This window comes from Bradyrhizobium sp. CCBAU 11357 (assembly GCF_028128865.1).
Taxonomy (GTDB): domain Bacteria; phylum Pseudomonadota; class Alphaproteobacteria; order Rhizobiales; family Xanthobacteraceae; genus Bradyrhizobium.
In genome coordinates this window covers 83,329-109,930 of record NZ_LBJW01000098.1, presented here as the reverse complement: position 1 = coordinate 109,930, position 26,602 = coordinate 83,329, and the positions used below count along the sequence as shown (strand labels likewise).

The 26,602-nt window shown below is 65.2% G+C and carries 26 protein-coding genes; 16 read left to right on the top strand and 10 right to left on the bottom strand.

Features of this window, described 5'->3' with window-relative positions; genetic code table 11:
* Positions 1–6: 6 nt before the first annotated feature.
* Together XI05_RS16660 and XI05_RS16655 are read right to left on the bottom strand one after the other, a co-directional pair.
* Positions 7–1,185, bottom strand: a complete 1,179-nt coding sequence (locus XI05_RS16660) for a DUF2865 domain-containing protein (protein WP_271503480.1) — start codon at positions 1,183–1,185, stop codon at positions 7–9.
* A 142-nt stretch (positions 1,186–1,327) separates the two neighbouring features.
* Positions 1,328–1,621 (bottom strand): hypothetical protein, encoded by a 294-nt coding sequence (locus XI05_RS16655; RefSeq protein ID WP_271503476.1) that lies wholly within the window; start codon positions 1,619–1,621, stop codon positions 1,328–1,330.
* A 289-nt stretch (positions 1,622–1,910) separates the two neighbouring features.
* Between XI05_RS16655 and cysS the strand changes: the two genes are divergently transcribed.
* The 4 genes from cysS to XI05_RS16635 all read left to right on the top strand — a co-directional run bounded on the left by cysS (position 1,911) and on the right by XI05_RS16635 (position 6,007).
* On the top strand, positions 1,911–3,293 hold the full coding sequence (cysS, locus tag XI05_RS16650) for a cysteine--tRNA ligase (protein ID WP_271503474.1): 1,383 nt from the start codon (positions 1,911–1,913) through the stop codon (positions 3,291–3,293).
* A gap of 115 nt (positions 3,294–3,408) precedes the next feature.
* Positions 3,409–3,900: a GNAT family N-acetyltransferase gene (locus XI05_RS16645; RefSeq protein ID WP_212257360.1), complete on the top strand. Its 492-nt coding sequence runs from the start codon at positions 3,409–3,411 to the stop codon at positions 3,898–3,900.
* Complete coding sequence (cimA, locus tag XI05_RS16640; RefSeq protein WP_172788091.1) at positions 3,897–5,495, top strand: citramalate synthase; 1,599 nt, start codon at positions 3,897–3,899, stop codon at positions 5,493–5,495. Before XI05_RS16645 ends, cimA begins: the two co-directional genes overlap by 4 nt.
* Positions 5,496–5,629: 134 nt before the next feature.
* Complete coding sequence (locus XI05_RS16635; protein ID WP_271503471.1) at positions 5,630–6,007, top strand: VOC family protein; 378 nt, start codon at positions 5,630–5,632, stop codon at positions 6,005–6,007.
* 3 nt (positions 6,008–6,010) lie between these two features.
* Here the strand turns inward: XI05_RS16635 and XI05_RS16630 are convergent, their stop codons facing one another.
* Entirely contained in the window at positions 6,011–6,616 is a 606-nt protein-coding gene (locus tag XI05_RS16630) for a TIGR00730 family Rossman fold protein (protein ID WP_271503468.1), read from the bottom strand.
* A gap of 201 nt (positions 6,617–6,817) precedes the next feature.
* Between XI05_RS16630 and XI05_RS16625 the strand changes: the two genes are divergently transcribed.
* The 4 genes from XI05_RS16625 (at position 6,818) to XI05_RS16610 (ending at position 11,465) form a co-directional block, all read left to right on the top strand.
* Complete coding sequence (locus XI05_RS16625) at positions 6,818–8,776, top strand: ABCB family ABC transporter ATP-binding protein/permease (RefSeq protein WP_271503465.1); 1,959 nt, start codon at positions 6,818–6,820, stop codon at positions 8,774–8,776.
* 68 nt (positions 8,777–8,844) lie between these two features.
* Positions 8,845–9,567 carry a phosphatidylserine decarboxylase gene (locus XI05_RS16620; RefSeq protein WP_257187591.1) on the top strand — a complete coding sequence of 241 codons (723 nt, stop codon included), beginning with the start codon at positions 8,845–8,847 and terminating at the stop codon, positions 9,565–9,567.
* 86 nt (positions 9,568–9,653) lie between these two features.
* Complete coding sequence (locus tag XI05_RS16615; RefSeq protein WP_271503462.1) at positions 9,654–10,532, top strand: CDP-alcohol phosphatidyltransferase family protein; 879 nt, start codon at positions 9,654–9,656, stop codon at positions 10,530–10,532.
* 213 nt (positions 10,533–10,745) lie between these two features.
* A complete protein-coding gene (locus XI05_RS16610; RefSeq protein WP_271503459.1) occupies positions 10,746–11,465 on the top strand; it encodes an RraA family protein in 720 nt (239 codons plus the stop codon).
* Positions 11,466–11,481: 16 nt separating this feature from the next.
* Here XI05_RS16610 and XI05_RS16605 read toward each other — a convergent pair whose 3' ends face one another.
* Complete coding sequence (locus XI05_RS16605) at positions 11,482–11,775, bottom strand: hypothetical protein (RefSeq protein ID WP_271503456.1); 294 nt, start codon at positions 11,773–11,775, stop codon at positions 11,482–11,484.
* Between the two features lie 292 nt (positions 11,776–12,067).
* Here XI05_RS16605 and XI05_RS16600 point away from each other — a divergent pair, with 292 nt between their 5' ends.
* The 7 genes from XI05_RS16600 to XI05_RS16570 all read left to right on the top strand — a co-directional run bounded on the left by XI05_RS16600 (position 12,068) and on the right by XI05_RS16570 (position 20,751).
* Positions 12,068–12,841, top strand: a complete 774-nt coding sequence (locus tag XI05_RS16600) for a motility protein A (RefSeq protein ID WP_172788099.1) — start codon at positions 12,068–12,070, stop codon at positions 12,839–12,841.
* Between the two features lie 22 nt (positions 12,842–12,863).
* Positions 12,864–13,694: an OmpA/MotB family protein gene (locus XI05_RS16595; protein ID WP_271503453.1), complete on the top strand. Its 831-nt coding sequence runs from the start codon at positions 12,864–12,866 to the stop codon at positions 13,692–13,694.
* 172 nt (positions 13,695–13,866) lie between these two features.
* Positions 13,867–15,765, top strand: a complete 1,899-nt coding sequence (locus tag XI05_RS16590; protein ID WP_271503450.1) for a potassium transporter Kup — start codon at positions 13,867–13,869, stop codon at positions 15,763–15,765.
* A gap of 140 nt (positions 15,766–15,905) precedes the next feature.
* Positions 15,906–17,834, top strand: coding sequence for a potassium transporter Kup (locus tag XI05_RS16585; protein WP_271503446.1), 1,929 nt, complete (start codon positions 15,906–15,908; stop codon positions 17,832–17,834).
* 288 nt (positions 17,835–18,122) lie between these two features.
* Complete coding sequence (locus tag XI05_RS16580; protein ID WP_197946948.1) at positions 18,123–18,449, top strand: rhodanese-like domain-containing protein; 327 nt, start codon at positions 18,123–18,125, stop codon at positions 18,447–18,449.
* Positions 18,450–18,456: 7 nt separating this feature from the next.
* On the top strand, positions 18,457–19,638 hold the full coding sequence (locus XI05_RS16575; RefSeq protein WP_271503443.1) for an aminotransferase: 1,182 nt from the start codon (positions 18,457–18,459) through the stop codon (positions 19,636–19,638).
* A 6-nt stretch (positions 19,639–19,644) separates the two neighbouring features.
* A complete protein-coding gene (locus XI05_RS16570) occupies positions 19,645–20,751 on the top strand; it encodes a polyamine ABC transporter substrate-binding protein (RefSeq protein ID WP_271503440.1) in 1,107 nt (368 codons plus the stop codon).
* Between the two features lie 100 nt (positions 20,752–20,851).
* Here XI05_RS16570 and XI05_RS16565 read toward each other — a convergent pair whose 3' ends face one another.
* The 6 genes from XI05_RS16565 to XI05_RS16540 all read right to left on the bottom strand — a co-directional run bounded on the left by XI05_RS16565 (position 20,852) and on the right by XI05_RS16540 (position 25,635).
* Positions 20,852–21,784 (bottom strand): lipid A biosynthesis lauroyl acyltransferase, encoded by a 933-nt coding sequence (locus tag XI05_RS16565; protein WP_212257370.1) that lies wholly within the window; start codon positions 21,782–21,784, stop codon positions 20,852–20,854.
* An 8-nt stretch (positions 21,785–21,792) separates the two neighbouring features.
* Complete coding sequence (locus XI05_RS16560; protein WP_271503437.1) at positions 21,793–23,070, bottom strand: beta-ketoacyl-ACP synthase; 1,278 nt, start codon at positions 23,068–23,070, stop codon at positions 21,793–21,795.
* Between the two features lie 21 nt (positions 23,071–23,091).
* The gene (locus XI05_RS16555) at positions 23,092–24,294 is read right to left on the bottom strand and encodes a beta-ketoacyl-ACP synthase (protein ID WP_271503435.1); all 1,203 of its coding nucleotides are present in this window, start codon (positions 24,292–24,294) and stop codon (positions 23,092–23,094) included.
* A complete protein-coding gene (locus XI05_RS16550; protein ID WP_172788110.1) occupies positions 24,291–24,761 on the bottom strand; it encodes a 3-hydroxyacyl-ACP dehydratase FabZ family protein in 471 nt (156 codons plus the stop codon). The genes XI05_RS16555 and XI05_RS16550 overlap by 4 nt, the downstream gene beginning before the upstream one ends.
* A gap of 10 nt (positions 24,762–24,771) precedes the next feature.
* Positions 24,772–25,059, bottom strand: coding sequence for an acyl carrier protein (locus XI05_RS16545; RefSeq protein WP_007592476.1), 288 nt, complete (start codon positions 25,057–25,059; stop codon positions 24,772–24,774).
* 234 nt (positions 25,060–25,293) lie between these two features.
* Positions 25,294–25,635 carry a hypothetical protein gene (locus tag XI05_RS16540; protein ID WP_271503433.1) on the bottom strand — a complete coding sequence of 114 codons (342 nt, stop codon included), beginning with the start codon at positions 25,633–25,635 and terminating at the stop codon, positions 25,294–25,296.
* Positions 25,636–25,963: 328 nt separating this feature from the next.
* Between XI05_RS16540 and XI05_RS16535 the strand changes: the two genes are divergently transcribed.
* Entirely contained in the window at positions 25,964–26,593 is a 630-nt protein-coding gene (locus XI05_RS16535) for a ParB-like protein (RefSeq protein WP_271503430.1), read from the top strand.
* Positions 26,594–26,602: the final 9 nt, after the last annotated feature.

Below are 26,602 nucleotides of genomic sequence, written 5' to 3'. Positions count from 1 at the left end.
GACGGCCTACTTCTGCTGCTGCGGCAGGAAGGTCGGGCCGACCGAGCGGATCGGCTTGTTCTCTGAACCCGCCGCGGGCGTGCCGGCGTCCGCCGGCGGTGCCGCCGGTGCCGTGGCCGTCGTCGGAGGGGGCGCCGTGCCCTTCTTGGCATTGGCAGGCTGCGGCGCGCCCTTGTTGAGCCGCTGCTGCTGCATCTTCCTGGCACTTTCCTCGGTGACGATGATGTCGCCCTGCTGCTCGACGCTGGTCTTGTCGTCGGCGGATTTCAGCGCATCCGCCCAGGTCTGGCCTGCCGCCTTGCAGGAGCAGGACGGGTTGAACTCGCTGCGGAATTTGAATGCGGTCGGCAGCGCCGTGTAGGGCTGGCCGCCGATCGAGACCGCCGCGTTCATGTCCTCGCCGGGATTGCGATGGGTGTAGAGCACGGCTTCCGCGGCCGGACACAGCGCCTTGCAGGTCTTCTCGTCGTCGCCGAAGCGCGCCGGCACGGTGGCAAAGGAGATCGGGAAATAGGCGCCGTCGCAGGTGCGCACGCAGACGGTGCGGAAGGTGCCGGACTGCGGGCCGAGATCGGAGGGCGGCATGGCTTGCGGATTGTTCGGGTTGTTGCCGCCGAACAGATTGCTCAGGAAATTGCCGCCGCCTTGCGATTGCGCGGCGTTGGCATATTGCGGCCCGCAATTGTTCTGGGCCAGCGCCATCAGCACCGAGCGGCGCTGGCTGTCGCGCTCCGGGCTGGCGCCGCTACCGCCGCGCAGCCGCTCGAGACTGCCGGTGATCTGGTCCAGATTGGCGCGCATCTGCTGGATCTGGGTGTTGACGGGGCCGCACTGCGCCTGCTGGCCACCGAACAGCGAGAAGAAGCCGGAGGAATCGCAGCCCATGCGCTTGGCCTGCATGGTGACGCGGTCGAGCTCGGCCTGCTGCTTGGCCTGGGAATCCTGATAGCGGCGGATCTGCTCCTCGCGCGCGGCATCACCTCCGCCGCCGCGATCGAGGGCGGCGAGCTGGGCTTCCAGGCGCACGCACATCGGATTGGGTCCGAGCCCGTTCTGGCCCGGCTGGGGCAGCGGGCCGGCCTGCGCGAATGCGCCATTGGCGAGCACGACGGTGCCGAGGAGCACGGTGCAGGCAAGGAGGGAGCGGGCACGGAAGAGAGAGAGGAATTCAGGCATATCCGCCATTCTAGCGAGGTCACGGCCCAGCGTGATCGTCCAAGTGAGTTGGGGGCCGAAGCGCGCCCTCCCAATAGCCGCTTCCTGCGGCATCGTCACGTCGTTTCGGGGGCCGATGACTGGTCCTAAGGTCCGCCAGCTCCGAGCGAATTCAGCGCTGGCAGGTGATTGCGACATATTCGTCGCAATGGCCATGGGAGCAGTTTGTGCCCGTTTTGGGGACGGAGCCGGTAATTTCGTCGGGGTCGACCCGGCGATAGCTTGATGCCTTCGCAAAATCTCGTGACTGGCAATAGGTCCGCGCGGCGGAGGCGCCGCATGTGTCGTCCTTGGTGTCGCTCTTGGCCAGGCACTGGTCGGCGATGATGAAGACGCGGCTCTCGGCGCACGCCTGAGGTGCGGCAAGGAGCGAGGCGCCAAAAATGAGCGCGAGCAGGGATCGCATGAAAATACCGGGGCAAAAAATCGGGGAACCGCGGGTTCCAGAATGGGCTCAAATGGTTAGGGGATCGTGAACCCTTAAGGCCGGCCGCGCCCTTTGCGGAGACAAAAACGGCATTTTCGCGGCCCTTGACGCCGGGGCCCGTGGTGGCCCATATGTGGCCGCATGAACGGTCTCCTCGCCATTTGCGCCATTTGCCGCGAGATTACGAGCTAGCGATTCGCTGGCTGGAGCCGTCTTTTCTCAAACACATTGAGAGCCTTGGACGCCCGGCCGAGAGGGATGGGTTGTCATGGAATTGCGTCTTTACGATACGCTGAGCCGGGAAAAGCGCACCTTCGTGCCGCTCGATCCGAACAACGTCCGCATGTATGTCTGCGGACCGACGGTCTACGACTTCGCCCATATCGGCAATGCCCGGCCGGTGATCGTGTTCGACGTGCTGTTTCGCCTGCTGCGCCACCTCTATGGCGAGGCGCATGTCAAATATGTCCGCAACATCACCGACGTCGACGACAAGATCAACGACCGCGCCGCGCGCGATTTTCCCGGCCTGCCGCTGAACGAGGCGATCCGCAAGGTCACCGAGCAGACCGGCAAGCAGTTTCACGCCGACGTCGACGCGCTGGGCGCACTGCGGCCGAGCGTCGAGCCGCGCGCGACCGAGCATATCGGCGAGATGCGCGAGATCACCGAGCGGCTGGTCGCCGGCGGCTTTGCCTATGTCGCCGAGGACCACGTGCTGTTCTCGCCGCAGGCGATGAACGCGGCCAATTCCGCGCTGCCGCGCTATGGCGCGCTGTCGAAGCGCTCGCTCGACGAGATGATCGCGGGCGCGCGGGTCGATGTTGCGCCCTACAAGCGGGATGCGACCGACTTCGTGCTGTGGAAGCCGTCCAAGCCGGGCGAGCCGTCCTGGCCGTCGCCATCCGGCATCAAGGCGGAGGGGCGTCCGGGCTGGCACATCGAGTGCTCGGCGATGGCCTGGAAGCATCTCGGCGAACACTTCGACATCCATGGCGGCGGCATCGATCTGGTGTTTCCGCACCACGAGAACGAGGTTGCGCAGACCTGCTGCGCGTTCCACCGCGAGCGCATGGCGAATTATTGGATGCACAACGGCTTCCTGCAGGTCGAGAGCGAGAAGATGTCGAAGAGCCTCGGCAACTTCATCACGATCCATGAGCTGCTTGGGGATTGGCCGGGTGAGGTGCTGCGCCTCAACATGCTCAAGACGCACTACCACTCGCCGATCGACTGGACCATGAAGTCGCTGGAGGAGAGCGCCAAGACGCTCGACGACTGGTATCGCGTCGCGGCCGATGTCGCGCCCGGCGAGCCGGCTGCGCCCGTCGTCGAACCGCTGCTCGATGACCTCAACACGCCGCAGGCGATTGCGGCGCTGCACGGCCTGCGCGGCAACGATATCGCCGGTCTTGCGGGCTCGTTGCGGCTGCTCGGATTCCTGTCCGAGAGCGCAGCGCAGTGGGAAGGGCGCAAGCAGCAGGCGAGCGGGGTCGATGCCAAGGAGGTCGAGCGCCTGCTCGCGGAGCGGACAGCCGCCCGTAGCCGGAAAGATTTCAAGGAGTCCGACCGCATCCGCGATCTGCTCGCTGCGATGGGCGTTGCGATCAAGGACTCCAAGGAAGGCACGACCTGGGAGATCGCGCGATGAAGCGGCCCGACACGCCATTTCCGCGGCACTGGCTCTATTACATCGCGCTGAAGATCGCGCTGCTCGCCGGCGCGGTGGCGATCGCGCTCAAGCTCTATGGGATGTGGTGAGGACGATGGGACAGACTTTGCCAAAGCCCGCATTGAGGCCTTTCCTCCCGGCGGATGTGCCGATCCTCGCCGCGATCTTCGCCGCCAGCATCGAGGAATTGACCGGCGACGACTATAGCGAGGCACAGCAGGAAGCCTGGATGGCGGCGGCCGAGGACGAGGAGTTCGGCAAGCGGCTCGCGTCCGACCTGACGCTGATCGCGACGCTGGAAGGCTCGCCCGTCGGCTTCGCCTCACTGCGCGGCAACGATCATATCCGCATGCTCTATGTGCATCCGGCCGTTGCCGGGCAGGGCATCGCGACCATGCTGGTCGACGCGCTGGAGAAGCTCGCCGGCGGCCGCGGCGCCAAGAGTCTCTCGGTCGATGCCAGCGATACCGCGGAGGGCTTCTTCGCCAAGCGCGGCTACACTGCCCAGCAGCGCAACAGCGTCACTGTGAATGACGAGTGGCTCGCCAACACCACCATGAAAAAGACGCTCGGAGCGGGGCAATGAGCAAGGAGCGTCTCTATCTGTTCGACACCACGCTGCGCGATGGGGCGCAGACCAACGGCGTCGACTTCACGCTGGCCGACAAGCAGGTCATCGCGGCGATGCTCGACGATCTCGGCATCGATTATGTCGAGGGCGGCTATCCCGGCGCCAACCCGCTCGACAGCGAATTCTTCGCGACCAAGCCCAAGCTCAATCATGCGCGCTTCACCGCTTTCGGCATGACGCGCCGGGCAGGCCGCTCGGTCTCGAACGATCCGGGCGTCGCGGGCCTTTTGGAAGCCAAGGCGGACGCAATCTGCTTCGTGGCGAAGTCGTCGGCCTATCAGGTGCGCGTCGCGTTGGAGACCACGAAGGAAGAGAACCTCGCCTCGATCCGCGACAGCGTCGCGGCGGCGAAGGCGGCCGGCCGCGAGGTGATGCTCGATTGCGAGCATTTCTTCGACGGCTACAAGGAAGACGCGGCCTTCGCGCTTGCCTGCGCCAAGGCCGCCTATGAGGCCGGCGCGCGCTGGGTGGTGCTGTGCGACACCAATGGCGGCACCATGCCCGATGAGGTCGAGGCCATCGTCAGAGACGTGACCAGGCACATCCCCGGCGATCACGTCGGCATCCACGCCCATAACGACACCGAGCAGGCGGTGGCCAATTCGCTCGCCGCCGTGCGTGCCGGGGCGCGGCAGATCCAGGGTACGCTGAACGGCCTCGGCGAGCGCTGCGGCAACGCCAATCTCTGCTCGCTGATCCCGACGCTGAAGCTGAAAGCGGGGTTTGCCGAGGCTTTCGAGATCGGCGTCACCACGGAGAAGCTGGCAACGCTGGTCAAGGTGTCGCGCACGCTCGACGACATGCTCAACCGTGTGCCGAACCGGCATGCGGCTTATGTCGGCGAGAGCGCCTTCGTCACCAAGACCGGCATCCATGCCTCCGCCGTGCTGAAGGATCCGCAGACCTACGAGCACGTCTTGCCGGAGCTGGTCGGCAACCACCGCAAGGTGCTGGTGTCCGATCAGGCCGGGCGCTCCAATGTCATCGCCGAGCTCGACCGCGCCGGTATCTCTTATGAAAAGAGCGATCCGAAGCTGACGCGTCTCGTCGAAGAACTGAAAGAGCGCGAGGCGGCCGGCTATGCCTATGAATCCGCCAACGCCTCGTTCGAGCTCCTGGCGCGCCGCACGCTCGGCAAGGTGCCGCATTATTTCGAGGTCGAGCAGTTCGACGTCAACGTCGAGCAGCGCTACAACGCGCTCGGCGAGCGCGTCACGGTGGCGCTCGCGGTGGTCAAGGTCGACGTCGCCGGCGAGCATCTGATCTCGGCCGCCGAAGGCAACGGTCCCGTCAACGCGCTCGACGTCGCGCTGCGCAAGGACCTCGGCAAGTACCAGAAATTCATCGAGGGCCTGACGCTGATCGACTATCGCGTCCGTATCCTCAATGGCGGCACCGGCGCGGTCACGCGCGTGCTGATCGAGAGCGAGGACGAGAACGGCGATCGCTGGACCACGGTCGGCGTGTCCCCGAACATCATCGATGCCTCGTTCCAGGCGTTGATGGATTCGGTGATCTACAAGCTGGTGAAGTCGGGGGCGCCGGCTTAGGATGATGATGTAGGGGACAGCGGCGCCACAAACGCCGTCATTGCGAGAGAAGCGAAGCAATCCAGACTGCCTCGGCGGAAAGACTCTGGATTGCTTCGCTTCGCTCGCAATGACGAGGGGAGGGAGCACGGCGCATGATCGATCACATCTCCGTCGGCGTCAGCGATCTCGATCGCGCCGCGAAATTCTACGAGGCAACGCTCGCCGCCCTCGGCCTCACGCGCCTCGTCACGCGGCCGCGGACGGTCGGGTTCGGCAAGGCCTATCCGGAGTTCTGGATCAATCTGCGCGAGGGCATGCCGCCTGTCGCGCCGGAGAGCGGCGTGCATATCTGCCTGCGGGCGAAAACCACGGCCGAGGTCGATGCGTTTCACGCAGCGGCGCTGTCCGCTGGCGGGGCTTCCGATGGCACGCCGGGCATCCGCCCGCACGATCGCGTGCGCTATTACGCCGCCTTCGTCACCGATCCCGACGGCAACCGGATTGAGGCGGTGACGTTCCCGGCAGAGTAGGCGTTACAACTTACGCGCCACTTCCGGCGCGAGATCGCGCTGGCTGTCGGGAATCTGCGCAGCTGCAGAGCGCAGCCGCGGGATGATCTCCTCGACCTTGTCCGCCTTGAGGATGTCGACCGAGAGGCCGGCGCGGATGAACTCGGTCTGGCGCATGTGGTACACCAGCGAGAACAGCGGCTCCCAGAAATTATCGATGTTGGCGAGCAGCACGGGCTTGGCGTGACGGCCGAGTTGCTGCCAGGTCAGCTGCTCCACCAGCTCCTCCAGGGTGCCGAGCCCGCCGGGCAACGCCACGAAGGCGTCGGAGCGCTCGAACATCAGCCGCTTGCGCTCGTGCATGTCGGGCGTGACGACCATCTCCTGCACGCGCGTCAGGGCGTTCTCGCGCATCCGCAGGAAATCAGGGATGATGCCGGTGACCATGCCGCCGTGATCGAGCACGGAGGTTGCGACCGCCCCCATCAGGCCGAGCGAGCCGCCGCCATAGACGAGGCGGATCTTGCTTTCCGCTAGCGCTCTGCCTAGCGCCTTCGCCGCTTCGATGAAGTTGGGATTTGTTCCAGGGCCGGAGCCGCAATAGACACAGACGGTTTTGATCGTGCTCATTGGTGCCATGATGCATTGCAGCGAAGTGGCGTCAAGCCCAAACGGTGATTCGGAGCTTCCGGGAATTTACCGGTAAATCGCGACAAGCAATCCAGGATTCGCCATCTGGCGGGGTGCGCGGGCATCGGGAAGGCTCTATATGACGGGCGAAAATCGTTAATCGCAGTTGGGCCCGCATCCGGCGGGCTTTCAGGTTTCTTGATGGACCAACCTCAATCGCTCGACGGCGCCGACGTTCCTGATCCTCCCGCGGCAGGACCGCAGGCCGGGGCCACGCTGATGGGCACGCTCGCGCATCTGTGGCCCTATATCTGGCCGGGGGACCGCTTCGACCTGAAGATGCGGGTGGTCTGGTCGCTGGTGCTGCTGCTCGCCGCCAAGCTGATCACGCTCGCGGTGCCGTTCAGCTTCAAATGGGCGACGGATGCGCTGACGGGCGCCAACACCGCGCCGGTCGCGGCCGACAATTGGCATCTCTGGGTGATCGCCTCGCCTTTGCTGCTGACCGCGAGCTACGGGGTGATGCGCATCCTGATGGCGGTGCTGACGCAATGGCGCGACGGCATCTTCGCCCGCGTCGCCATGCATGCGGTGCGCAAGCTCGCGACCCTCACCTTCATCCACATGCACGAGCTGTCGCTGCGCTTCCACCTCGAGCGCAAGACCGGCGGCTTGACGCGCGTGCTCGAGCGCGGCCGCGAGGGCATCGAGGTCATCGTGCGCATGGTGATCCTGCAGCTGATCCCGACCATCGTCGAGGTCTCGCTGCTGCTGGCGGTGCTGCTCTGGCAATTCGACTGGCGTTACGTGGTCGCGACCCTGATCACGGTCACGCTCTACATGTACTACACCTATATCGCGACCGAGTGGCGGATCGGCATCCGCCGCAAGATGAACGATTCCGACACCGAGGCGAACACCAAGGCGATCGACTCGCTGCTCAACTACGAGACGGTGAAGTATTTCGGCGCCGAAGCGCGCGAGGCGCAGCGCTACGACAAATCGGTCGAGCGCTACGAGGAGGCGAGCGTCCGCACCTATACGTCTCTCGCCGTGCTCAATACCGGACAAGCCGTGATCTTCACGCTGGGCCTGACCGCAACCATGCTGATGTGCGCGATCGGGGTGCGCAACGGCACCAACACGGTCGGCGATTTCGTGCTGGTCAATGCCATGATGATCCAGCTCTACCAGCCGCTGAACTTCATGGGCATGGTCTATCGCGAGATCAAGCAGGCGATCATCGACATCGAGAAGATGTTCGGCGTGCTGGGCCGCGAGGCCGAGATCAAGGATGCGCCTGGCGCGAAGCCGCTGGTCGTCTCCGCCGGCACGGTGCGCTTCGAGGAGGTGCACTTTGCCTATGAGCCGGCGCGCCCGATCCTGAAGGGCATCAGCTTCGAGGTGCCGGCCGGCAAGACCGTTGCCATCGTCGGCCCCTCCGGCGCCGGCAAGTCGACCATCTCGCGGCTGCTGTTTCGCCTCTATGACATTTCCGGCGGCCGGATCCTGATCGACGGCCAGGACATCCGCGAGGTCACGCAGGCCAGCTTGCGCGCATCGATCGGCATGGTGCCGCAGGATACCGTGCTGTTCAACGACACCATCCGCTACAACATCCGCTATGGCCGCTGGGACGCCAGCAATGCTGAAGTCGAGGAGGCCGCACGGCTGGCGCAGATCGACCACTTCATCCGCATGGCGCCGAAGGGCTACGAGACCCAGGTCGGCGAGCGCGGCCTGAAATTGTCGGGCGGCGAGAAACAGCGCGTGGCGATCGCGCGCACGGTGCTCAAGGCGCCGCCGATCCTGGTGCTGGACGAGGCGACCTCGGCGCTCGACACCCACACCGAGCACGAGATCCAGGGGGCGCTTGACCGCGTGGCCAAGAACCGCACCTCGCTGGTGATCGCGCATCGGCTTTCCACCATCGTCGGCGCCGACGAAATCATCGTGCTGGACCAGGGCCGCATCGCCGAGCGCGGCACTCACGCGAGCCTGCTCGCGCAGGGCGGGCTCTATGCCAGCATGTGGAACAGGCAGCGCGAGGCGGAGGCGGCCCGCGAGAAACTGGCCAAGATGGCCGACACCAATGCCGCGCCCAACCGGGAGCCGCCGCCGGTCGACGACATCCTGACGACGCCCGCGGCGGCGGAGTGACCTTGTCTCCGGTCCCAAGTCTGGCCTAAACAGGCTGGCCTAAACAAGCCCGCGCAACGACCCGTGCCATCAACCCCGAACGGCAGATAGCGATGTCCATTCTCGATTCGATCCAGCGTCAGATCCCGCCGATCCACAAGGAGGGCTATCCCTTCATCGGCGGCTTTGCGGTGGCGAGCCTGATCCTGTTCTGGCTGTGGTCGCCGCTGGGCTGGATCGGCACGGTCCTGACCGTGTGGTGCGCGCTGTTCTTCCGCGATCCCGTCCGTGTGACGCCGGTGCGCGAAGGTCTCGTGGTGTCGCCGGCCGACGGGCGCGTCTCGATGATCACCATGGCACTGCCCCCGGCCGAGCTCGGGCTCGGCGACCGGCCGCTGCCGCGCGTCTCGATCTTCATGAGCGTGTTCAATTGCCATGTGAACCGGGCGCCGGTGGCGGGCAGGGTGGACCGCATCGCCTATCGGCCCGGCCTCTTCATCAACGCCGAGCTCGACAAGGCGAGCGAGGACAACGAGCGCAACTCGCTGGTGATCACGACCCCGACGTCGCGGATCGGCGTGGTCCAGATCGCCGGCCTCGTCGCCAAGCGCATCGTCTGCTTCGTCAGGGAGGGGCAGGCGATCGGCGCCGGCGAGCGCTTCGGCCTGATCCGCTTCGGCTCCCGCCTCGATGTCTACCTGCCCGTGGGCACCAAGGCGCTGGTCTCGGAAGGGCAGACCGCGATCGCCGGAGAGACGATCCTGGCCGACCTTGCCGGCGACGACCCGGGCCGCGCGTTCCGCGCCAATTAACCAATAGTCGGTGCTTGCAGGCCTTCCGCCGCAATGGCGGAGGGCGGCGCGGCTTGCTATATCTCGCCTCGAGATAAGGACGAGCCATGACGCCTTACGACTCTAGGGATCCCGACGTCCGCCGCCGGCGGTTCCGCCCCATTCCGGTGCGGATGCTGGTGCCCAACGTCATCACGCTGCTGGCGATCTGCGCCGGCCTGACCTCGATCCGCCTGTCGATCGAAGGGCGGATGTCGCTCGCCGTCTACGCCATCGTGTTCGCGGCCGCGCTCGACGGCATCGACGGCCGCATCGCGCGCATGATCAAGGGGCAGTCCAAGTTCGGCGCCGAGCTCGACAGCCTCGCCGACTTCGTCAATTTCGGCGTGGCGCCCGGCCTGATGCTGTATTTCTGGCAGCTGCACGAGCTCGGCAATGCCGGCTGGATCGCCGCCATGGTGTTCGCGATCTCCGGCGGCCTGCGGCTCGCCCGCTTCAACGCCACCATGGACGATCCGAACAAGCCGGCCTTCGCCGCCAATTTCTTCACCGGCGTGCCTGCGCCCGCCGGCGCGATCACCGTGCTGCTGCCGATCTATGTCGCGTTCCTCGATCTCGGCCGCACGCCTGCGGCGGTAACCGCGGCCTACACGCTTCTGATCGCGTTCCTGATGGTGTCGCGCCTGCCGGTGTTCTCCGGCAAGACCAAGCGCATGCGCGTGCCGCCGGAGCTGGTGCTGCCGGCCTTCGTCGCCGTGATCGTCTTCATCGCGCTCCTGATCGCCTATCCCTGGCACGTGCTGTCGACCGGCACGGTGCTGTACCTTCTCGCGCTGCCGCTCGGCTACAAATCCTATCGCGACCAGGCGCGCGCGGTGGAAGCCACCGCGCCGGCGGGAGGCGAGGTCCCGTCGCCGCCGTCGGCACCGACGCTGGCGAATTTGTCGGAGCCGCCCCAGGACGACCGGCCCGGGCGGCTGCACTAAAGCGCGATGGGATTCCTCGCGCTTTAGGTTGTTGTTTGAGCATGATCTTTTCGGAAAACCGCTACACACTTTTCCGGATCATGCTCTAACGGCCGCATGCGGATATCTGCCATGAGGCCTGCCTGAGTTGGGTCGAGGCCCGATCTCGGCTATATCGCCCCTTGTGCCGGCGGCATCGCGCAATCAACCGCCGCCAATCTGGGAGAGAACGCCGTGACCAATTCCGCGACCGGGCTGCTGCCCGCTTCCGTCCTCGAAGCGCTGGGCCGCTACGACACGCCGACGATCTGCAATGCCATGGAGATCGTGGCGCCCGAGCGGCGGCTGATCGGCTACACCACCAAGCAACTGGTCTGCCCGTTCCCCGACCTGCCGCCGATCGTCGGCTATGCCCGCACGGTGGCGATCCGCTCGGTGCTGAAATCATCGCTTCCGGCCGAGGAGCAGTCCAGGCGCCGCATCGAATATTACGAATATGTCGGCACCGGCCATGGCCCGCGCATCTCGGTGATCCAGGACATCGACGGACCCGATGTCGGCTATGGCGCGTTCTGGGGCGAGGTGCAGAGCAACGTCCACAAGGCGCTCGGCTGCCTCGGCGTGATCACCGACGGCTCGATCCGCGACATCCCGCAATGGGCGCCCGGCTTCCAGGCGCTGGCCGGCTCGATCGGCCCGTCGCACGCCTGGGTGCACGCGGAAAGCTTCGGCGGCGAGGTGCGCGTCGCCGGCATGACCGTGAAGTCGGACGATCTCATCCACGCCGACCGCCATGGCGCCATCGTGATCCCGCTCGACGTTGCCGCAAAGCTGCCGGAGGCCGCCGAGCTCTGCGGCCGCCGCGAGACGCCGATCCTGGAAATCGCCCGCAGTCCGGATTTCTCGCTCGAGAAGCTGAAGGCGGCGCTGAGGCGCTCGGCGGAGATCCACTGACGGCCGACGGGGCGATCTACGGCCGCGATTCCGGCCGTAGATCGCCTTGCTCGGTCAGAAACAAGGCGGCCTGATCAGGCTCGCCGAGCACGGCGGCGGCGCATCCGATCAGGGTGAAGCCGCCGGCAAAATCCCACAGTGTTAGGTCATCTGCGCTGTCGGGGCTGTGCATCAACCGTGCTGCGATCACGGCGAAGGCGGCCTCGACGAAGAGCAGCACGCTGAACGCCGGAAGCACGAGCTCCGGCTCGAGCAGGTGGAACGCCAGCGCCGCGGGCAGCGCCGTGAGAAGACTGAACAGCGTCAACATTGCGATGGCTCCACGATCGGCCATGTCGCAACGCCAGCAAACACCAGCTGATCCCCGGCCACGATGTGGCGGAGGGCCGCAGCCGATGTGACGTCGTGGCGCGGCTGCTTATGGTTAGCGAAGTGTTGAAATTCCTATCGCTGGACGGCAATTGCGGCGGTGGGCGGCACGCGGTCCAGACTTAACCTTTACGCGGCTTTAAGGGCGGCGCTCTAGGGTTTCCGATGCGGTTCGGGGTTGGGCCGCGCCAGCGGCCAGGACGGCCGTTGTTGCGTACGCGTCGGAGTTTCCCATGGATATCATGACGAGCGTCGGGCTCATTGCGGGCACCATCGTCATCGTGGCGATGATCTTCATGGGCGGCGATCTTCACATGTTCATCTCCGAACATGCGATGATCATCATTTTCGGCGGCTCGATCTCCGCCACCATGATCCGGTTTCCGCTTTCGGCGCTCCTGCACGGCCTTCCGCTCGGCGCCAAGTTCGCCTTCACCATGAGCCGGCTGTCGGCGCACGACCTCGTCGACGAGCTCGCCCGCATCGCCGAGATCGCCCGCAAGCAGGGCCCGGTCGGACTGGAAAAGGTCGAGACCGACGAGCCCTTCCTCGCCAAGGGCATCCGCTACGTCGCCGACGGCTACGACCTCGACTTCATCCGCGACAATCTCGAGCGCGACCGCGACAATTTCCTCATGCACCTCGACGAGGGCAGCAAGATCTACCGCGCCATCGGCGATTGCGCTCCGGCGTTCGGCATGATCGGCACCTTGATCGGCATGGTGCAGATGTTCGCCAACATGACCGATCCTTCCAAGCTCGGCCCGTTCATGGCGACCGCGCTGCTCGCCACCCTTTACGGCGCGCTGGTCGCGAACCTGTTCTGCCTGCCGATCGCCGACAAGCTGCACGGCAAGCTGCTGGACGAGGAGACCAACCGCACTCTGATCATCGACGGCATCCTGATGATCCGCGACTCCAAGAGCCCGACGCTCGTGCGCGAAATGCTGCTGGCCTATCTGCCGGAGAAGCATCGTCACGCCGATGGCGAGCCGGTGCCGGCGTAAGCCGCCCGCCGGGATTTGAGACATGGCCAAGAAGAAACGCGGCGATGCGCATGGAGGCGGTCACGGCTGGTTCGTGACCTTCGCCGATCTGATGGGCCTGATGATGAGCTTCTTCGTGATGCTCGTCGCGTTCTCGACGCAGGACGCCAACAAGCTGAAGATCGTCGCCGGCTCGATGCGCGACGCTTTCGGCGTGCAGAGCGAGGCGCGCTACGCCGGTATCGTCGAGTCCGACGGCCTGCCGACCCGTCCGCGGCTGAAGAACGTCGATCACATCCAGCCCGAGGACGCCTCCAATACGCCGACGCCGGACCAGGAAGACCGCGACAAGACGTCCGGCGCGAAGATCAAGGTTGATCGCAATTTCGCGCTCGCGGCAGCCTCGCTGCGCCAGGCGCTGCAGGACATGCCGGAGCTGACCGAGATGTCCAAGCACATCATGTTCGAGGAGACCAAGCAGGGCCTCAACCTGGAGATCGTCGACCAGGACGGCCGCTCGATGTTCGCCGACGGCTCCAAGGTGCCCTACGACCGCACCCGCCGCCTGATCGAGAAGCTCGCGGTCCCGCTCAAGGCGACGCCGCTCCGCGTCTCCATCGCCGGCCACACCGCGGCGGGGTTCGTGCCGACCCGCAGCGACTACGGCGCCTTCGATCTGTCGGCCGACCGTGCCAATGCGGTGCGTCAGATCCTCGAACGCGAGGGCTTGCCGGCCTCGCACATCTTCGCCGTCTCTGGCAAGGCCGATACCCAGCCGCTGTTTCCGGACGATCCCTCGCTCGCCGCGAACCGGCGGGTGACCATCACCCTGATGCGCGAAGATCCGCCGCTGCCGCCGAATCTGAAGCCGTAACCCCCTTGCGCTACCATCTTACCTGAGGCATGTCGTCGCGCTGGCGATGAACGTTGCAGCCGCGTCACAGCTTCTGTCCCTGCGCCTGCTAAGGTGATGGGCGATTGACAGGCGCGGCGGAAGCGTCAAAAGGCGCCGGATCAAAATCAGGGACGAAGCGTTTTCCATCCTCATGACGGCGAGCATCACATCGACTGAGACCCATGAAGGGCCGGTCAAGTCGGGCTTTTGGTCCCTTACGCTCGGGAGCATCGGCGTCGTCTTCGGCGATATCGGCACTTCGCCGCTCTACGCATTCCACGAGGCGGTCAAGGCCGCGGCCCATGGCGAGCCGGTCTCGCGCGTCATCGTACTGGGCGTCCTGTCGTTGATTCTGTGGGCGCTTCTGATCGTCGTCACCGCCAAATACGTGCTCTTGCTGCTGCGCGCCGACAATAACGGGGAGGGCGGCACGCTGTCGCTGATGGCACTCGGCCAGCGCGCGCTCGGGCGGCGAAGCTGGGTTCTGCTTGCGCTCGGCGTGATCGGCGCCTCGATGTTCATCGGCGATTCCATGATCACGCCGGCGATCTCGGTGCTCTCGGCGGTGGAAGGTCTGAAGCTCGCAACCCCCGCGCTCGAGCACTATGTCGTGCCGGTCACCGTCCTCATTCTGGTGCTGCTGTTTGCGGTCCAGAGCAAGGGGACCGCGCTGGTCGCCTCGGCCTTCGGGCCGGTGATGGTGATCTGGTTCACCGTCATCGCGGTCATGGGGGCGGTCCACATCGCCGACGACCCCTCGGTGCTGGCGGCCATCAATCCCTATTACGCGGTGCAGTTCGTGCTGTCGCACGGCACGATCGGCCTCGTGACTCTCGGTGCCGTGTTCCTGGCGGTGACGGGGGGCGAGGCGCTCTACGCCGATCTCGGCCATTTCGGCCGCAAGCCGATCCAGTCGGCCTGGATGTTCTTCGTGCTGCCCGCGCTCCTGATCAACTATTTCGGGCAGGGTGCGCTGGTGCTGTCCGATCCCAGCGCGATCCAGCATTCCTTCTATCGCATGGTGCCCGACAAGCTGGTGCTGCCGCTGGTCGGGCTCGCGACGGCCGCCACCGTGATCGCGAGCCAGGCGGTGATCACCGGCGCCTATTCGCTGGTCTATCAGGCCGTGCAGCTCGGCCTCCTGCCGCGTTTCGAGGTGCGCTACACCTCCGAATCCCATGCCGGCCAAATCTATCTGCCGCGCGTGAACCGGCTGCTGCTGATCGGCGTGATGCTGCTGGTGCTGCTGTTCCACACCCCCAGCAATCTGGCCTCGGCCTACGGCATTGCGGTTTCGACCACCATGGTGGCCGACGGCATCATGGGCTTCGTCGTGATCTGGAAGCTGTGGAACTGGCGTGCGGCGGCGGCTGCGGCGGTGATCATCCCCTTCGTCGTCGTCGATTTGAGCTTCTTCAGCGCCAATCTGCTCAAGCTGCTCGAAGGCGCCTGGGTGCCGCTGCTGTTCGGCATCGTCATGGCGGGGACGATCTGGACCTGGCGCAAGGGCTCCGCAATCCTGGTGCAGAAGACGCGACGGATCGAGGTGCCGCTGGACGATCTGATCCGCAGCCTGGAGAAGCGGCCGCCGCACATCGTCAAGGGTACCGCGGTGTTCCTGACCAGCGATCCCTCGTTCGTGCCGACCGCGCTCCTGCACAATCTCAAGCACAACAAGGTGCTGCACGAGCACAACGTGATTCTGACCATCGAGACCGCGCAGACGCCCCGGGTCGATCTGTCGGAGCGGTTCAGGATGGAGAAGATCAGCGACAAGTTCTCCAAGGTCCGCCTGCGCTTCGGCTTCATGGAGCAGCCGAACGTGCCCAAGGCGCTCGCGATCGCGCGCAAGCAGGGCTGGCAGTTCGACATCATGTCGACGTCGTTCTTCGTGTCGCGACGATCGCTGAAGGCCTCGGCGCAGTCGGGCATGCCGCTCTGGCAGGATCATCTGTTCATCGCGCTGAGTCGGTCGGCCAACGATGCCACCGACTACTTCCAGATCCCCACCGGCCGGGTGGTGGAAGTCGGAACTCAGGTCACCATCTAGAATGCAACTGGCGCAGCCATGCTTATCTGCATGGCTATGGCCCAGAATCGGGCTAGGCTATGCCGGTGGCGCAGGACTATAAGCCGCGCGCTCTTCCGCCATTGTGCAGTGAAGCATTCTAGAGGCCACTGGGCTCTCCCATGACAAGCGACATAGCAGTTCCCGCCCCGGAAACGGTGGCGGCTAATGGGCATGGCGATGCCCACACCACCGCCCGTTTCGGCGCGCTGACGCTCGGCAGCATCGGCGTTGTCTACGGCGATATCGGCACCAGCCCGCTCTACGCGTTCCGCGAGGCCGTGATGGCCGCCTCGGGCGCGGACGGGTTGCCGACGCCGGCAGCCGTGCTCGGCGTGGTGTCCCTGATCCTGTGGGCCCTCATCGTGGTGGTGACGCTCAAATACGTCGTGATCCTGCTCCGCGCCGACAATAATGGCGAGGGCGGTACTCTGGCGTTGATGGCCTTGGCTCAGCGCGCGGTCGGAACCGGCGGGACGACCATCGTGCTGCTCGGCGTCATTTCCGGAGCTTTGTTCTACGGCGATGCCGTGATCACGCCGGCGCTCTCGGTGCTGTCGGCGATCGAGGGCATGAAGGACGTCACGCTGAGGTTCGAGCCCTACATCGTTCCGCTGACGGTGGTGATCCTGGTCGGCCTGTTTGCCGTGCAGTCTCGCGGCACGGCGCGCGTTGCCGCCTTTTTCGGCCCGATCATGTGCGTCTGGTTCGCAGTCCTCGCGGCCGCAGCGATCCATCCGATCATCCAGCAGCCGCAGGTGCTGTACGCGCTGAACCCGCTCTACGCCGTGAACTTCATGCTGCACCATGGCATCATCGGCTTCGTGACGCTGGGCGCGGTGTTCCTGGCCGTGACCGGCGCCGAGGCGCTCTATGCCGATCTCGGCCATTTCGGCAAGCGGCCGATCCAGACCGCCTGGCTGTTCATCGTGCTGCCCTCGCTGGCGCTGAATTATCTGGGGCAGGGTGCGCTGGTGCTCGGCGATCCCGGCGCGATCGTGAGCCCGTTCTTCCAGCTGTTCCCGCAAGGCTTCTTCCGCGGCTGCATGGTCGTGCTGGCGACCATGGCGACCGTCATCGCGAGCCAGGCCGTCATCACCGGCGCCTATTCGCTGACGCGCCAGGCGATCCAGCTAGGGCTGCTGCCGCGGTTCGAAATTCGCCATACGTCGGAAGCCCATTCCGGCCAGATCTTCATTCCGCGCATCAACCAGCTGCTGCTGGTCGCGGTGGTGCTGCTGGTGCTGCTGTTCCGCTCGTCCAGCGCGCTGGCGTCCGCCTACGGCATCTCCGTCACCGGGACCATGGTGGTCACGGCGATGATGGGCTTCGTCGTGGTCTGGAAGGGCTGGCGCTGGTCAGGGCTCGCCGCCGGCGCGCTGATTGCGCCGTTCCTGTTTCTCGACCTGACCTTCCTGACCGCGAACCTGTTGAAGGTGTTCGAGGGCGGCTGGGTGCCGCTGGCCCTCGGTGCCGTCATGATCATCCTGATGTACACGTGGCGGCGCGGCAGCCGGCTCTTGTTCGAGAAATCGCGCAAGCTCGAGTTCCCGCTCGCAGATCTCGTGGCCATGCTGGAGAAGCGGCCGCCGCAGCGCGTGCCTGGTACCGCGGTGTTCCTGACCTCGGATCCGCTCAGCGCGCCGACCGCGCTGATGCATAGTCTGAAACACTACAAGGTGCTGCACGAGAAGAATGTCATTCTCACCATCGAGACCGCGCAGACCCCGCGGATCGATCCGGCCGAGCGGGTGAAGCTGGAGCAGATCTCACCGACATTCTCCAAGGTGACGCTGAAGTTCGGCTTCATGGAATCGCCCAACGTGCCGAAGGCCCTCGCGATCGCCCGCAAGCTGGGCTGGCAGTTCGACATCATGTCGACCTCGTTCTTCCTGTCGCGCAGGGCGCTCAAGCCCGCCGCCCATTCCGGCATGCCGCGCTGGCAGGACCGGCTGTTCATCTCGCTCAGCCGCTCCGCCAACGATGCCACCGACTATTTCCAGATCCCTTCCGGCCGCGTGGTCGAGGTCGGAACGCAGGTGACGATCTGATTCCACCGCTGTCATCGCCCGGCTTGACCGGGCGATCCAGTATTCCAGAGGCCGGCGTTGAAGAGCTCGCTCTCGCCGCATCCGCCGCGGCGTACTGGATCCCCCGCCTTCGCGGGGGATGACATCGAGTGTGAGCCCCGAAAGCCGGACTTCAAGTCGCTGCGATTTAGCTTTAACTTGCGCTGCGCGGCTCAAGCCTTTGTGGCGCTTGATTTTCGTCTCCCGAGAGGCGAGGTTGCCGCCGGCCGGGATCGCCCCGGCACGCGGCCCGCGACGTTGGAGGATGATGTGGCAAATCAAGTGCAGGATCTGACCCCGGACGAGGTCGCCAAGGGTGTCGCGGAAGGGCGCTATCTCCTGGTCGACGTCCGTGAGCCGAACGAGGTCGAGGCGGAGGCCTATCCTTACGGCGTCGTGGTTCCGCTCTCGACCTTCGATCCCAAGGCGATCCCCGATCCCCAAGGCAAGGAGGTCGTGTTCGCCTGCCGCTCAGGCAAGCGTTCGGTGACGGCCTCGCTGGCGGCACAGGCGGCGGGCCTGCCTTACGACAAGCATCTGGCCGGCGGCATGCTGGGCTGGAAGGCGGCGGGGCTTCCCAGCAAGGTCGGTGGCTAACCGCGCAATGACGACCAAGAGCTCTTCGCTGAACAAGGTCTTCGCCGACCTTCCCGTCACCATCTTCGAGGCGATGTCGCAGGCCGCGCGCGACAACAATGCCATCAATCTCGGCCAGGGATTTCCTGACGATCCCGGCCCCGAGGATATCCGCCGCGCCGCGGCCGACGCCTCGCTGAACGGCTACAACCAGTACCCGTCGATGATGGGCCTGCCGGAGCTGCGCCAGGCGATCGCGACCCATTACGGCCACTGGCATGGCCTCAAGCTCGACCCGATGAGCGAGGTGATGGTCACATCAGGCGGCACCGAGGCGCTGACCTCGGCGATCCTCGCGGTGGTCCAGCCCGGCGACGAGGTGGTCTGCTTCCAGCCGGTCTACGATTCCTATCTGCCCATCATCCGCCAGGCCGGCGGCATTCCGCGCCTGGTCCGGCTGGAGCCGCCGCACTGGCGGCTGAATGAGGACATGCTGAAAAGCGTGTTCAATTCAAAGACCAAGGCGGTGCTGTTCAACAATCCCTTGAATCCTTCGGCGGTGGTCTATCCGCGCGAGGACCTCGAGCTGCTGGCACGCTACTGCCAGGAGTTCGACGTCATCGCGATCTGCGACGAGGTCTGGGAGCACGTCACCTTCGACGAGCACAAGCACATCCCGCTGATCACCATCCCCGGCATGCGCGAGCGCACCATCAAGGTCGGCTCGGCCGGCAAGATCTTCTCGCTGACGGGCTGGAAGATCGGCTTCGTCTGCGCCGCGCCACCGCTCTTGCGCGTCGCCGCCAAGGTGCACCAGTTCCTGACCTTCACCACCGCGCCGAACCTGCAGGCCGCCGTCGCCTACGGCCTTGGCAAGTCCGACGATTACTTCCTGTCGATGCGCAAGGATTTGACGCGGAGCAGGGACCGCCTGACCAAGGGCCTGGAGAGCCTTGGCTTCCCCGTGCTGAAGTCGCAAGGTACCTATTTCCTCACCGTCGACCTGTCGCCGCTCGGGCTCAACGAAAGCGACACCGAGTTCTGCTGGCGCATCGTGAAGGACTACAAGGTCGCCGCCATTCCAGTCTCGGCGTTCTACGAGCAGGACCCGGTGACCTCGGTGGTGCGCTTCTGCTTTGCCAAGAAGGACGAGACGCTGGACACCGCGCTGGAGCGGCTGTCGGACGCGGTGCGTGGACGCAAGAGGTAGATCGAGATGACGAACGTCGGCCGCTCCGGGATTGGTTTCGCGATCGCCGCGGCACTGACGTTGCTCTCCGCTCCCGCCGGGGCCGAGGAGCGGGTCGTCAACTTCTACAACTGGTCCAACTACATGGCGCCTGACGTCCTGGAGGCCTTCACCAAGGAGACCGGCATCAAGGTGGTCTACGACACCTTCGACGCCAACGAGACGCTGGAGACGCGCCTGATGGCCGGAAAGTCCGGCTATGACGTCGTGGTGCCCACCGCCTATTTCCTGCAGCGCCAGATCAAGGCGAACATCTTCCAGAAGCTCGACAAGTCGAAGCTGCCGAACCTGGCCAATGCCTGGCCCGTGGTGACGCAGCGCCTCGCCACCTACGATCCCGGCAACGTCTACGCCGCCAACTACATGTGGGGCACGACGGGCATCGGCTACAACGTCGCCAAGGTGAAGCAGATCCTCGGGACGGACGCCAAGATCGACAGCTGGGACATCGTCTTCAAGCCGGAGAACCTCGCCAAGTTCAAGGATTGCGGCGTGCACATGCTCGACTCCGCCGACGACATCTTCCCGGCGGCGCTGAGCTATATCGGGCTCGATCCGAACTCGACCAAGCAGGCGGACCTGGAGAAGGCCGCCGAAATCGTCGCAAAGGTTCGCCCGTCGGTGCGGAAGTTTCACTCGTCCGAATATCTCAGCGCGCTCGCCACCGGCGAGATCTGCTTCGTGGTCGGCTGGTCCGGCGACATCATGCAGGCCCGCGCCCGCGCGGCGGAGGCCAAGAGCGGCGTCGAGATCGGCTACACAATTCCGAAGGAGGGCGCGCAGATGTTCTTCGACAATCTCGCGATCCCGGCGGATGCGAAGAACGTCAAAGAGGCCTACGAGCTGATCAACTATCTCTACCGCCCCGACGTCGCCGCCAAGAATTCGGACTTCCTGTCCTACGCCAACGGCAACCTTGCCAGCCAGAAGCTGGTCGATCCCAAGATCCTGGGCGACAAGAACATCTATCCGGACGAGGCGACGCTTTCAAAACTGTTCGTCATCACGGCGCGCGAGCCGGCGACCCAGCGGATCATCAACCGTCTGTGGACGAAGGTGAAGACGGGGCGGTAGTAGCGCTTGTCATTGCGAGGAGCGAAGCGACGAAGCAATCCAGACTGGCTTCCGCGGAACGACTCTGGATTGCTTCGCTGCGCTCGCAATGACGGAGTATTTACCGCCACCTTCTATGCAGCCAGAGCCACTGCTCGGGATGCTCGCGCACCCAGCTTTCCACCACGCTGGTGATCGCCTGCGTCGTGCCCTGGATGTCGATCCTGCCGTCGGCATCGCGCACCGGCTGGATCTCTTCGGTGAGCTCGCCGCGGAAGCGGCCGTCGGGCAGGCGGATGATGCGCACGCCGTGGATCGGGCATTCGACCTGGCGCAGGAGGCGCGCCAGCATCGGATTGGCGCGGGTCTTGCGGCCGAAGAACGTGACCTCGACGCCAGCGGTGAGATACTGGTCGATCAGCATGGCGACGTGCTTGCCGTCCTTCAGCGCCTGCGCGAGCCGCAGCGGCGCCTCACGGCCGGCCGGGATCAGCGTGCCCATGTTGACCTGGCGCATCTCCTGGATGATGCGATCGGCCGAGGCGATGTTCGGGCGCCGATAGAGGATTGCGGTGTCCAGTCCATGCGCGACCGCGGCGAGCGCCGGCAATTCCCAATTCGCAAGATGCGCGGCGAAGATCAGCGCCGGCTTGCCGTCGTCGCGGATCTGGTCGAACAGCTCGATGCTGCGCGGGGAAATCTCGATTCGACTCTTCTCCGGGGCATCGCGCTCGTAATTCCAGACCTGGTCGATATGGGCGAACTCGGCGCCGACGCGGCCGAGATTGTCCCAGACGCCCATCAGGATCCGTTCGATCTCCTCCGGTGACTTCTCGGGGAAGGCGGCGGCGAGGTTGGCGCGGCCGATGCGGTGCTCGCGCAGGCGCGGTCCGATCAGCTTCACGGCACGCGCGAAAAAGTCCGAGGTCTTGGCCGGATCGAAATAGCGCGTGGTGCGCAGCATCGCGACCGTCGCGGCGCCGATCAGGCTGCCGCCGAGTGACTTGGCAGCCTCCCGCGCGCGGGCCTTCGTGCTCGCAGGAAGCAGCCTCATGCGTCCGGTCAGGCCGGTTCGCGGGTCAGGATCAGCGAAGCGTTCTGGCCGCCGAAGCCGAACGAGTTCGACATCACCGCGGTGACACGGGCATCGCGCGCCTTGTTGCCGACGACGTTGAACAGGATCGTGGGATCCGGATTGTCGTAGTTGATCGTCGGCGGAATGCGCTGATGCTCGAGCGTGAGCAGCGAGAAGATCGCCTCCACCGCGCCGGCGGCCGAGATGGTGTGGCCGACCATCGACTTGTTGGAGGTGACCGGAATCTTCTGCGCGAGCTCGCCGAACACGGCCGACGTCGTGTTGAACTCCATCTTGTCGTTCTCGGGCGTCGCGGTGCCGTGCGCGTTGATGTGGTCGATCTGGTCCGGCGTCATGCCGGCGTCGGCCAGCGTCTTGTTCATGCAGCCGATGATCGGCTTGCCGTCGGGCGAGGAGCGGGTGCGATGGAACGAATCCGTGAGCTCGCCGCAACCGGCGATCACACCGAGAATCTTTGCGCCGCGCGCGGTGGCGGCTTCATAGCTTTCAAGCACGAGCGCGCCGGCGCCTTCGGCCATGACAAAACCGTCGCGGTTCTTGGAGAAGGGACGGGAGGCCGCCTGCGGCGGGTCGTTCTGGGTCGACAGCGCCGACAGCAGCGAGAAGCGCACCAGCGCTTCCGGGTTGACGGTGCCGTCGGTCGCGACGCACAGCGCCGCATCCGTCTCGCCGCGGCGGATCGCCTCGACCCCGAGCTGGATCGAGGTGGCTCCGGAGGCGCAGGCCGTCGACAGCGAGATCGGCGAGCCCTTGGTGCCGAAGGTCTCGGCGAGATGGGCGGCAACCGAGCCGAACATGAAGCGATGATGATAGGCGCTAAACTTGCCGCCGCCGGAGATGCGGAGCAGATCGTCGTAGCTGATGTCTTGCTGGCCGACGGCGCGACCGAGCTCGCGACGCTGCGGCCATTCGACCTCGACCGGTGCAACCGCGAGGAAAAGCGGACCCGGGAAATCGGCCTTGGCGCCGATGCCGGCCTGCTCCAGCGCTTCCTGCGTCACCAGCTCGGCCATCCGCTCGGACAGGGCGGTGGAGGAGAACGGATCGGCGCTGACGAAATCGACCGTGCCGGCCATCGTGGTCTTGAGGCCGTCGACCGGAAAACGCGTGATGGTGCGGATGCCGGATTCGCCGGCGACGAGCTTTGCCCAATTGTCGGATTTGCCGGCACCGAGCGAGGTCATGATGCCCATGCCGGTGACGACGACGACGGGACGCCCGAGTTTGTCGCGTGGTGCAGTCATGTCGATCCCCGCTTGAGCTGGTTAAACCGCCTCGACCAGCGCCATGCCTTCGCCGCGCCAGTGTCCGGCTCCCACCACCACGATCTGGGTGGGCGCGCCCTGCATTTCAATCTCGGTCCCCGTGGAATCATTCGGCGGGAACAGCGCGCCGCGCGAGATCGACAGTGCGGCGAGGGCAATGCCGAGCGGAAATTGCGTTTCCATGGCGTGGCCGAACACCGTGCCGGTCGAGCGCACCGGAAAGTCGGCATGGCTCTTCAGGAAGTCGCGCTCGTCCGAGGTCGCGGGCTCCGCGCCGGTCGCCCCGGTGATGATCGCGCCCTTGCCCTCGCGCCTGGGCAGCTTGGCCCACAGCTTCTCGAGCGTCGCGGTCATGTCTCCGGGCTGCTTGCGTTTGGCGAGGTCTGCAACGACGCTCGACAGCTTTGCGAACGGCTTGGCGCCGCGCGCTTCCGCATGCGCCTTCGACTCCAGCACCAGGAAGGCGCCGGCCGAGCCGAGCGCGAAGCCGGGATGGTCCTTGCGCGCCCAGACGGGCGCGAACTTGTCCTTCAGGTTGAAGTCGCCGAATTCGTAGAGGACGAGCAAGTCCTTGCGCTCGCCATTGTGCGAGCCGCCGACCAGCGCGATGTCGCTCTCGCCAGAGGCGATGCGCGCGAGCGCGATGCGGGCGGCATCGGCGCCGGCGACCTCTTCGCCCATGAAGGTGCGCGAGGTGCCTCCCAAGCCGTGCACGATGGCGATGTTGCCGGCGAGCAGGTTGGAGAGCTGGGCCAGGAACAGCGTCGGCCTGAGATCGCTCATCAGCCGCTCGTTGAGGAAGCCCGGCGCGTTGGCGCCCTTGGCCTCGGCGGTGAGAATGCCGCTGTCGACGTTGATGTCGCGCTCGCCGCCGCCGGCGGCGACGACCATGTCGATCTTCGACAGGATGTCCTTGTTGCCTTTGATGCCGGCGGAATCGAGCGCAAGACCGGCGGCATAGGTGCCGATGCGCTGCCAGGCTTCCATCTGGCGCTGGTCGCCCTTCTTCGGAATCTGGCTGTCGAAGGATACCGGCATCAAGGGATGCACGATGTAGGGCGCAAAGACCTTCTCGTCGACATTGATGCGCTTCTCAGCAAGCGCGGCCCAGTTGGCGTCGAGGCCCTCGCCGAGCGAGGTGGCGAGCCCAATGCCGGTGATCCAGACCTCGGTCTGGCCGGGCCTCGAAGCGGTGTTAGTCATTGCGATAGGACCTGTTGCGGAAACCCGACGCGCTCGGCGACCTTCGCCATGTATCCGCGCATATCCGCATTGGGGAAGGGGATCAACGTGAAGGTGAGCGCGGAATTGGCGCGCAGCTTGCCGCCGACCCTGATCTTGGCTTCGGTCATGGCATAGCCGGAGCCTTCATGGGTGAGGCTCGCCTCGATGCTCATGAGGTCGCCCGGGAAGACCGAGCCGCGGACCTTGGCCTCCTTCACGGCGGCCAGGATCGGCATGCGTTCGAACCTGAACACGCCGAGTTGAAGCCAGCCCGAGGCCTGCGCCATCGATTCGATCAGGAGCACGCCGGGCATCAGGGGATAACCGGGGAAGTGCCCCTCGAAAATGGTGCTTTCCTGCGGGACCTGCGCTTCGACGACGATCGTCTTCTCGTCGACCTTGAGGTCGACGATGCGATCGATCATGTGGAAGTATTCGAGTTGCATGACTGCGCCCTTAGGCGCTCGCGCCCTTGGCCGCAACCAGTTCGTCGATGCGGGCGCACAGGTTCTTCAGCACGAAATATTGCTCGGTGGTCGCCTTGCCGTCGTTGACCTCCTGAGTCCACTTCTCCAGCGGCAGCTTGATGCCGAACTGCTTGTCGATCGCAAAAGCGATATCGAGGAAATCGAGGCTGTCGATGCCGAGGTCATCGATGGCATGACTATCCGGCGTGATCGTGTCGCGCGGGATGTCGCAGGTTTCAGCGATGATCGTGGCGACCTGATCGAATGTGGAGGACATCACTAAGCCTTTGATATATTGCAGGTATTTGTCAGATTGTCCAGAGTGGCACGGTGGCTGGGCATCGCGCCCCTGATGACGCCCTCAAACCCCCCTCTGGCCGGGTCGAAAGCCCGTATATCGGAGCGCCGCCCTGAGTTCAATGGAGCCGGGCAGGCCCCGGGGGACAGCAACGGACGGGGCTGGGGATGCCGGCTGGGACCCTTCCGCCGCGAGGTCCGCGCCGGGCCGGTCCTAAATGTGCGGTGTCGTGATCTTGGCGCAGTCGCGGCGGCCCATCAGCACGCAATCCTGAGTCCGGCGCAGGTCGGCGATGCTGACCGCGAGCCAGATCCCGATCGCGGTCAGCGCGATGGTGAAGGCGAGCGCCGCGATATTGGCAAGCATGCGCTGGCGGAAATTATCGGGCTCGGCGCGCGGCTGCTCGTAGCGCGACAGGTCCAGCCGTTCGGGCGTGGCGCGCAGCGGCTGCACGCTGGCATCGCCGCGCTGGACCCTTGGGGAAGGCGGGGTGCGCGGCCTGAACTGGAGCACCCGGTGCTCCTCATCAGAGCTTATGGGCCGCTGGTTGTTCATGGGGCGGGGATCACTCCGAAGCAGCAATTTAGATAGCATAGGTGAGGCGCGCGTTGCAGAAAAACTTCTCAATGCCCGCGTGTATTCGTGCGTTCGTACCATTTGTGCACGGGCCGGTGCGCAGCGATCTGGAAACCGGCCGTCGCGCCCGTGATCCGCGCGTTGCGCTGCAATGCGGGCACAGCGACAGCCGTTGAGGTCGTCCTTCGTCCGATCGGTATCGACTTGTGATCTGCGCGGGCTCCGAACGGATTTTGCCGCCGTGGGGCCCATGGCATAGTCGCGGGAACCCGAACCGCTAGTTGCATCCATCCGAGGGACTTCGATCATGACCACGACCAACGCGCGCGAGCCGAGAGTGCATCCGGTTCCGATCCTGTCGCTCCGGCCGACGCAGATGACGGTCGGCATGCGCGAGGTCAAGGAGAAGCGGAAGCGCTGGCGCGAGCATGACAAGAAGAAGCAGGCGGATCTGCTCGGCAAGCACATGATCCCCGTCGTTTACGGCCCCGATGCACGTTACTACGTGATCGACCATCATCACCTCGGCCGCGCGCTGCACGATGAAGGCGTCAAGGAGGTGCTGGTGACCATCGTGGGCGACCTCAGGATGGTGGAGCGCGAGGCCTTCTGGGGCGTCATGGACAACAAGCGCTGGGTCTATCCTTACGACGCCAAGGGCGAGCGGCGGTCGTTCCGCGACCTGCCGAAATCGGTCGCCGACTTGAAGGACGATCCATTCCGCAGCCTTGCCGGCGAATTGCGCCGCATGGGCGGCTTCGCCAAGGACACCACGCCATTCTCCGAATTCCTGTGGGCCGACTTCCTGCGCCGGCAGGTCTCGCGCAAGGCGGTGGAGGCCGATTTCGACAAGGCGATCGAGAAGGCGATGGCCGCGGCCAGAAGCAAGAATGCGATCTATCTGCCCGGCTGGTGCGGCCCGGCGGACGACGATTAGGTGTATCTA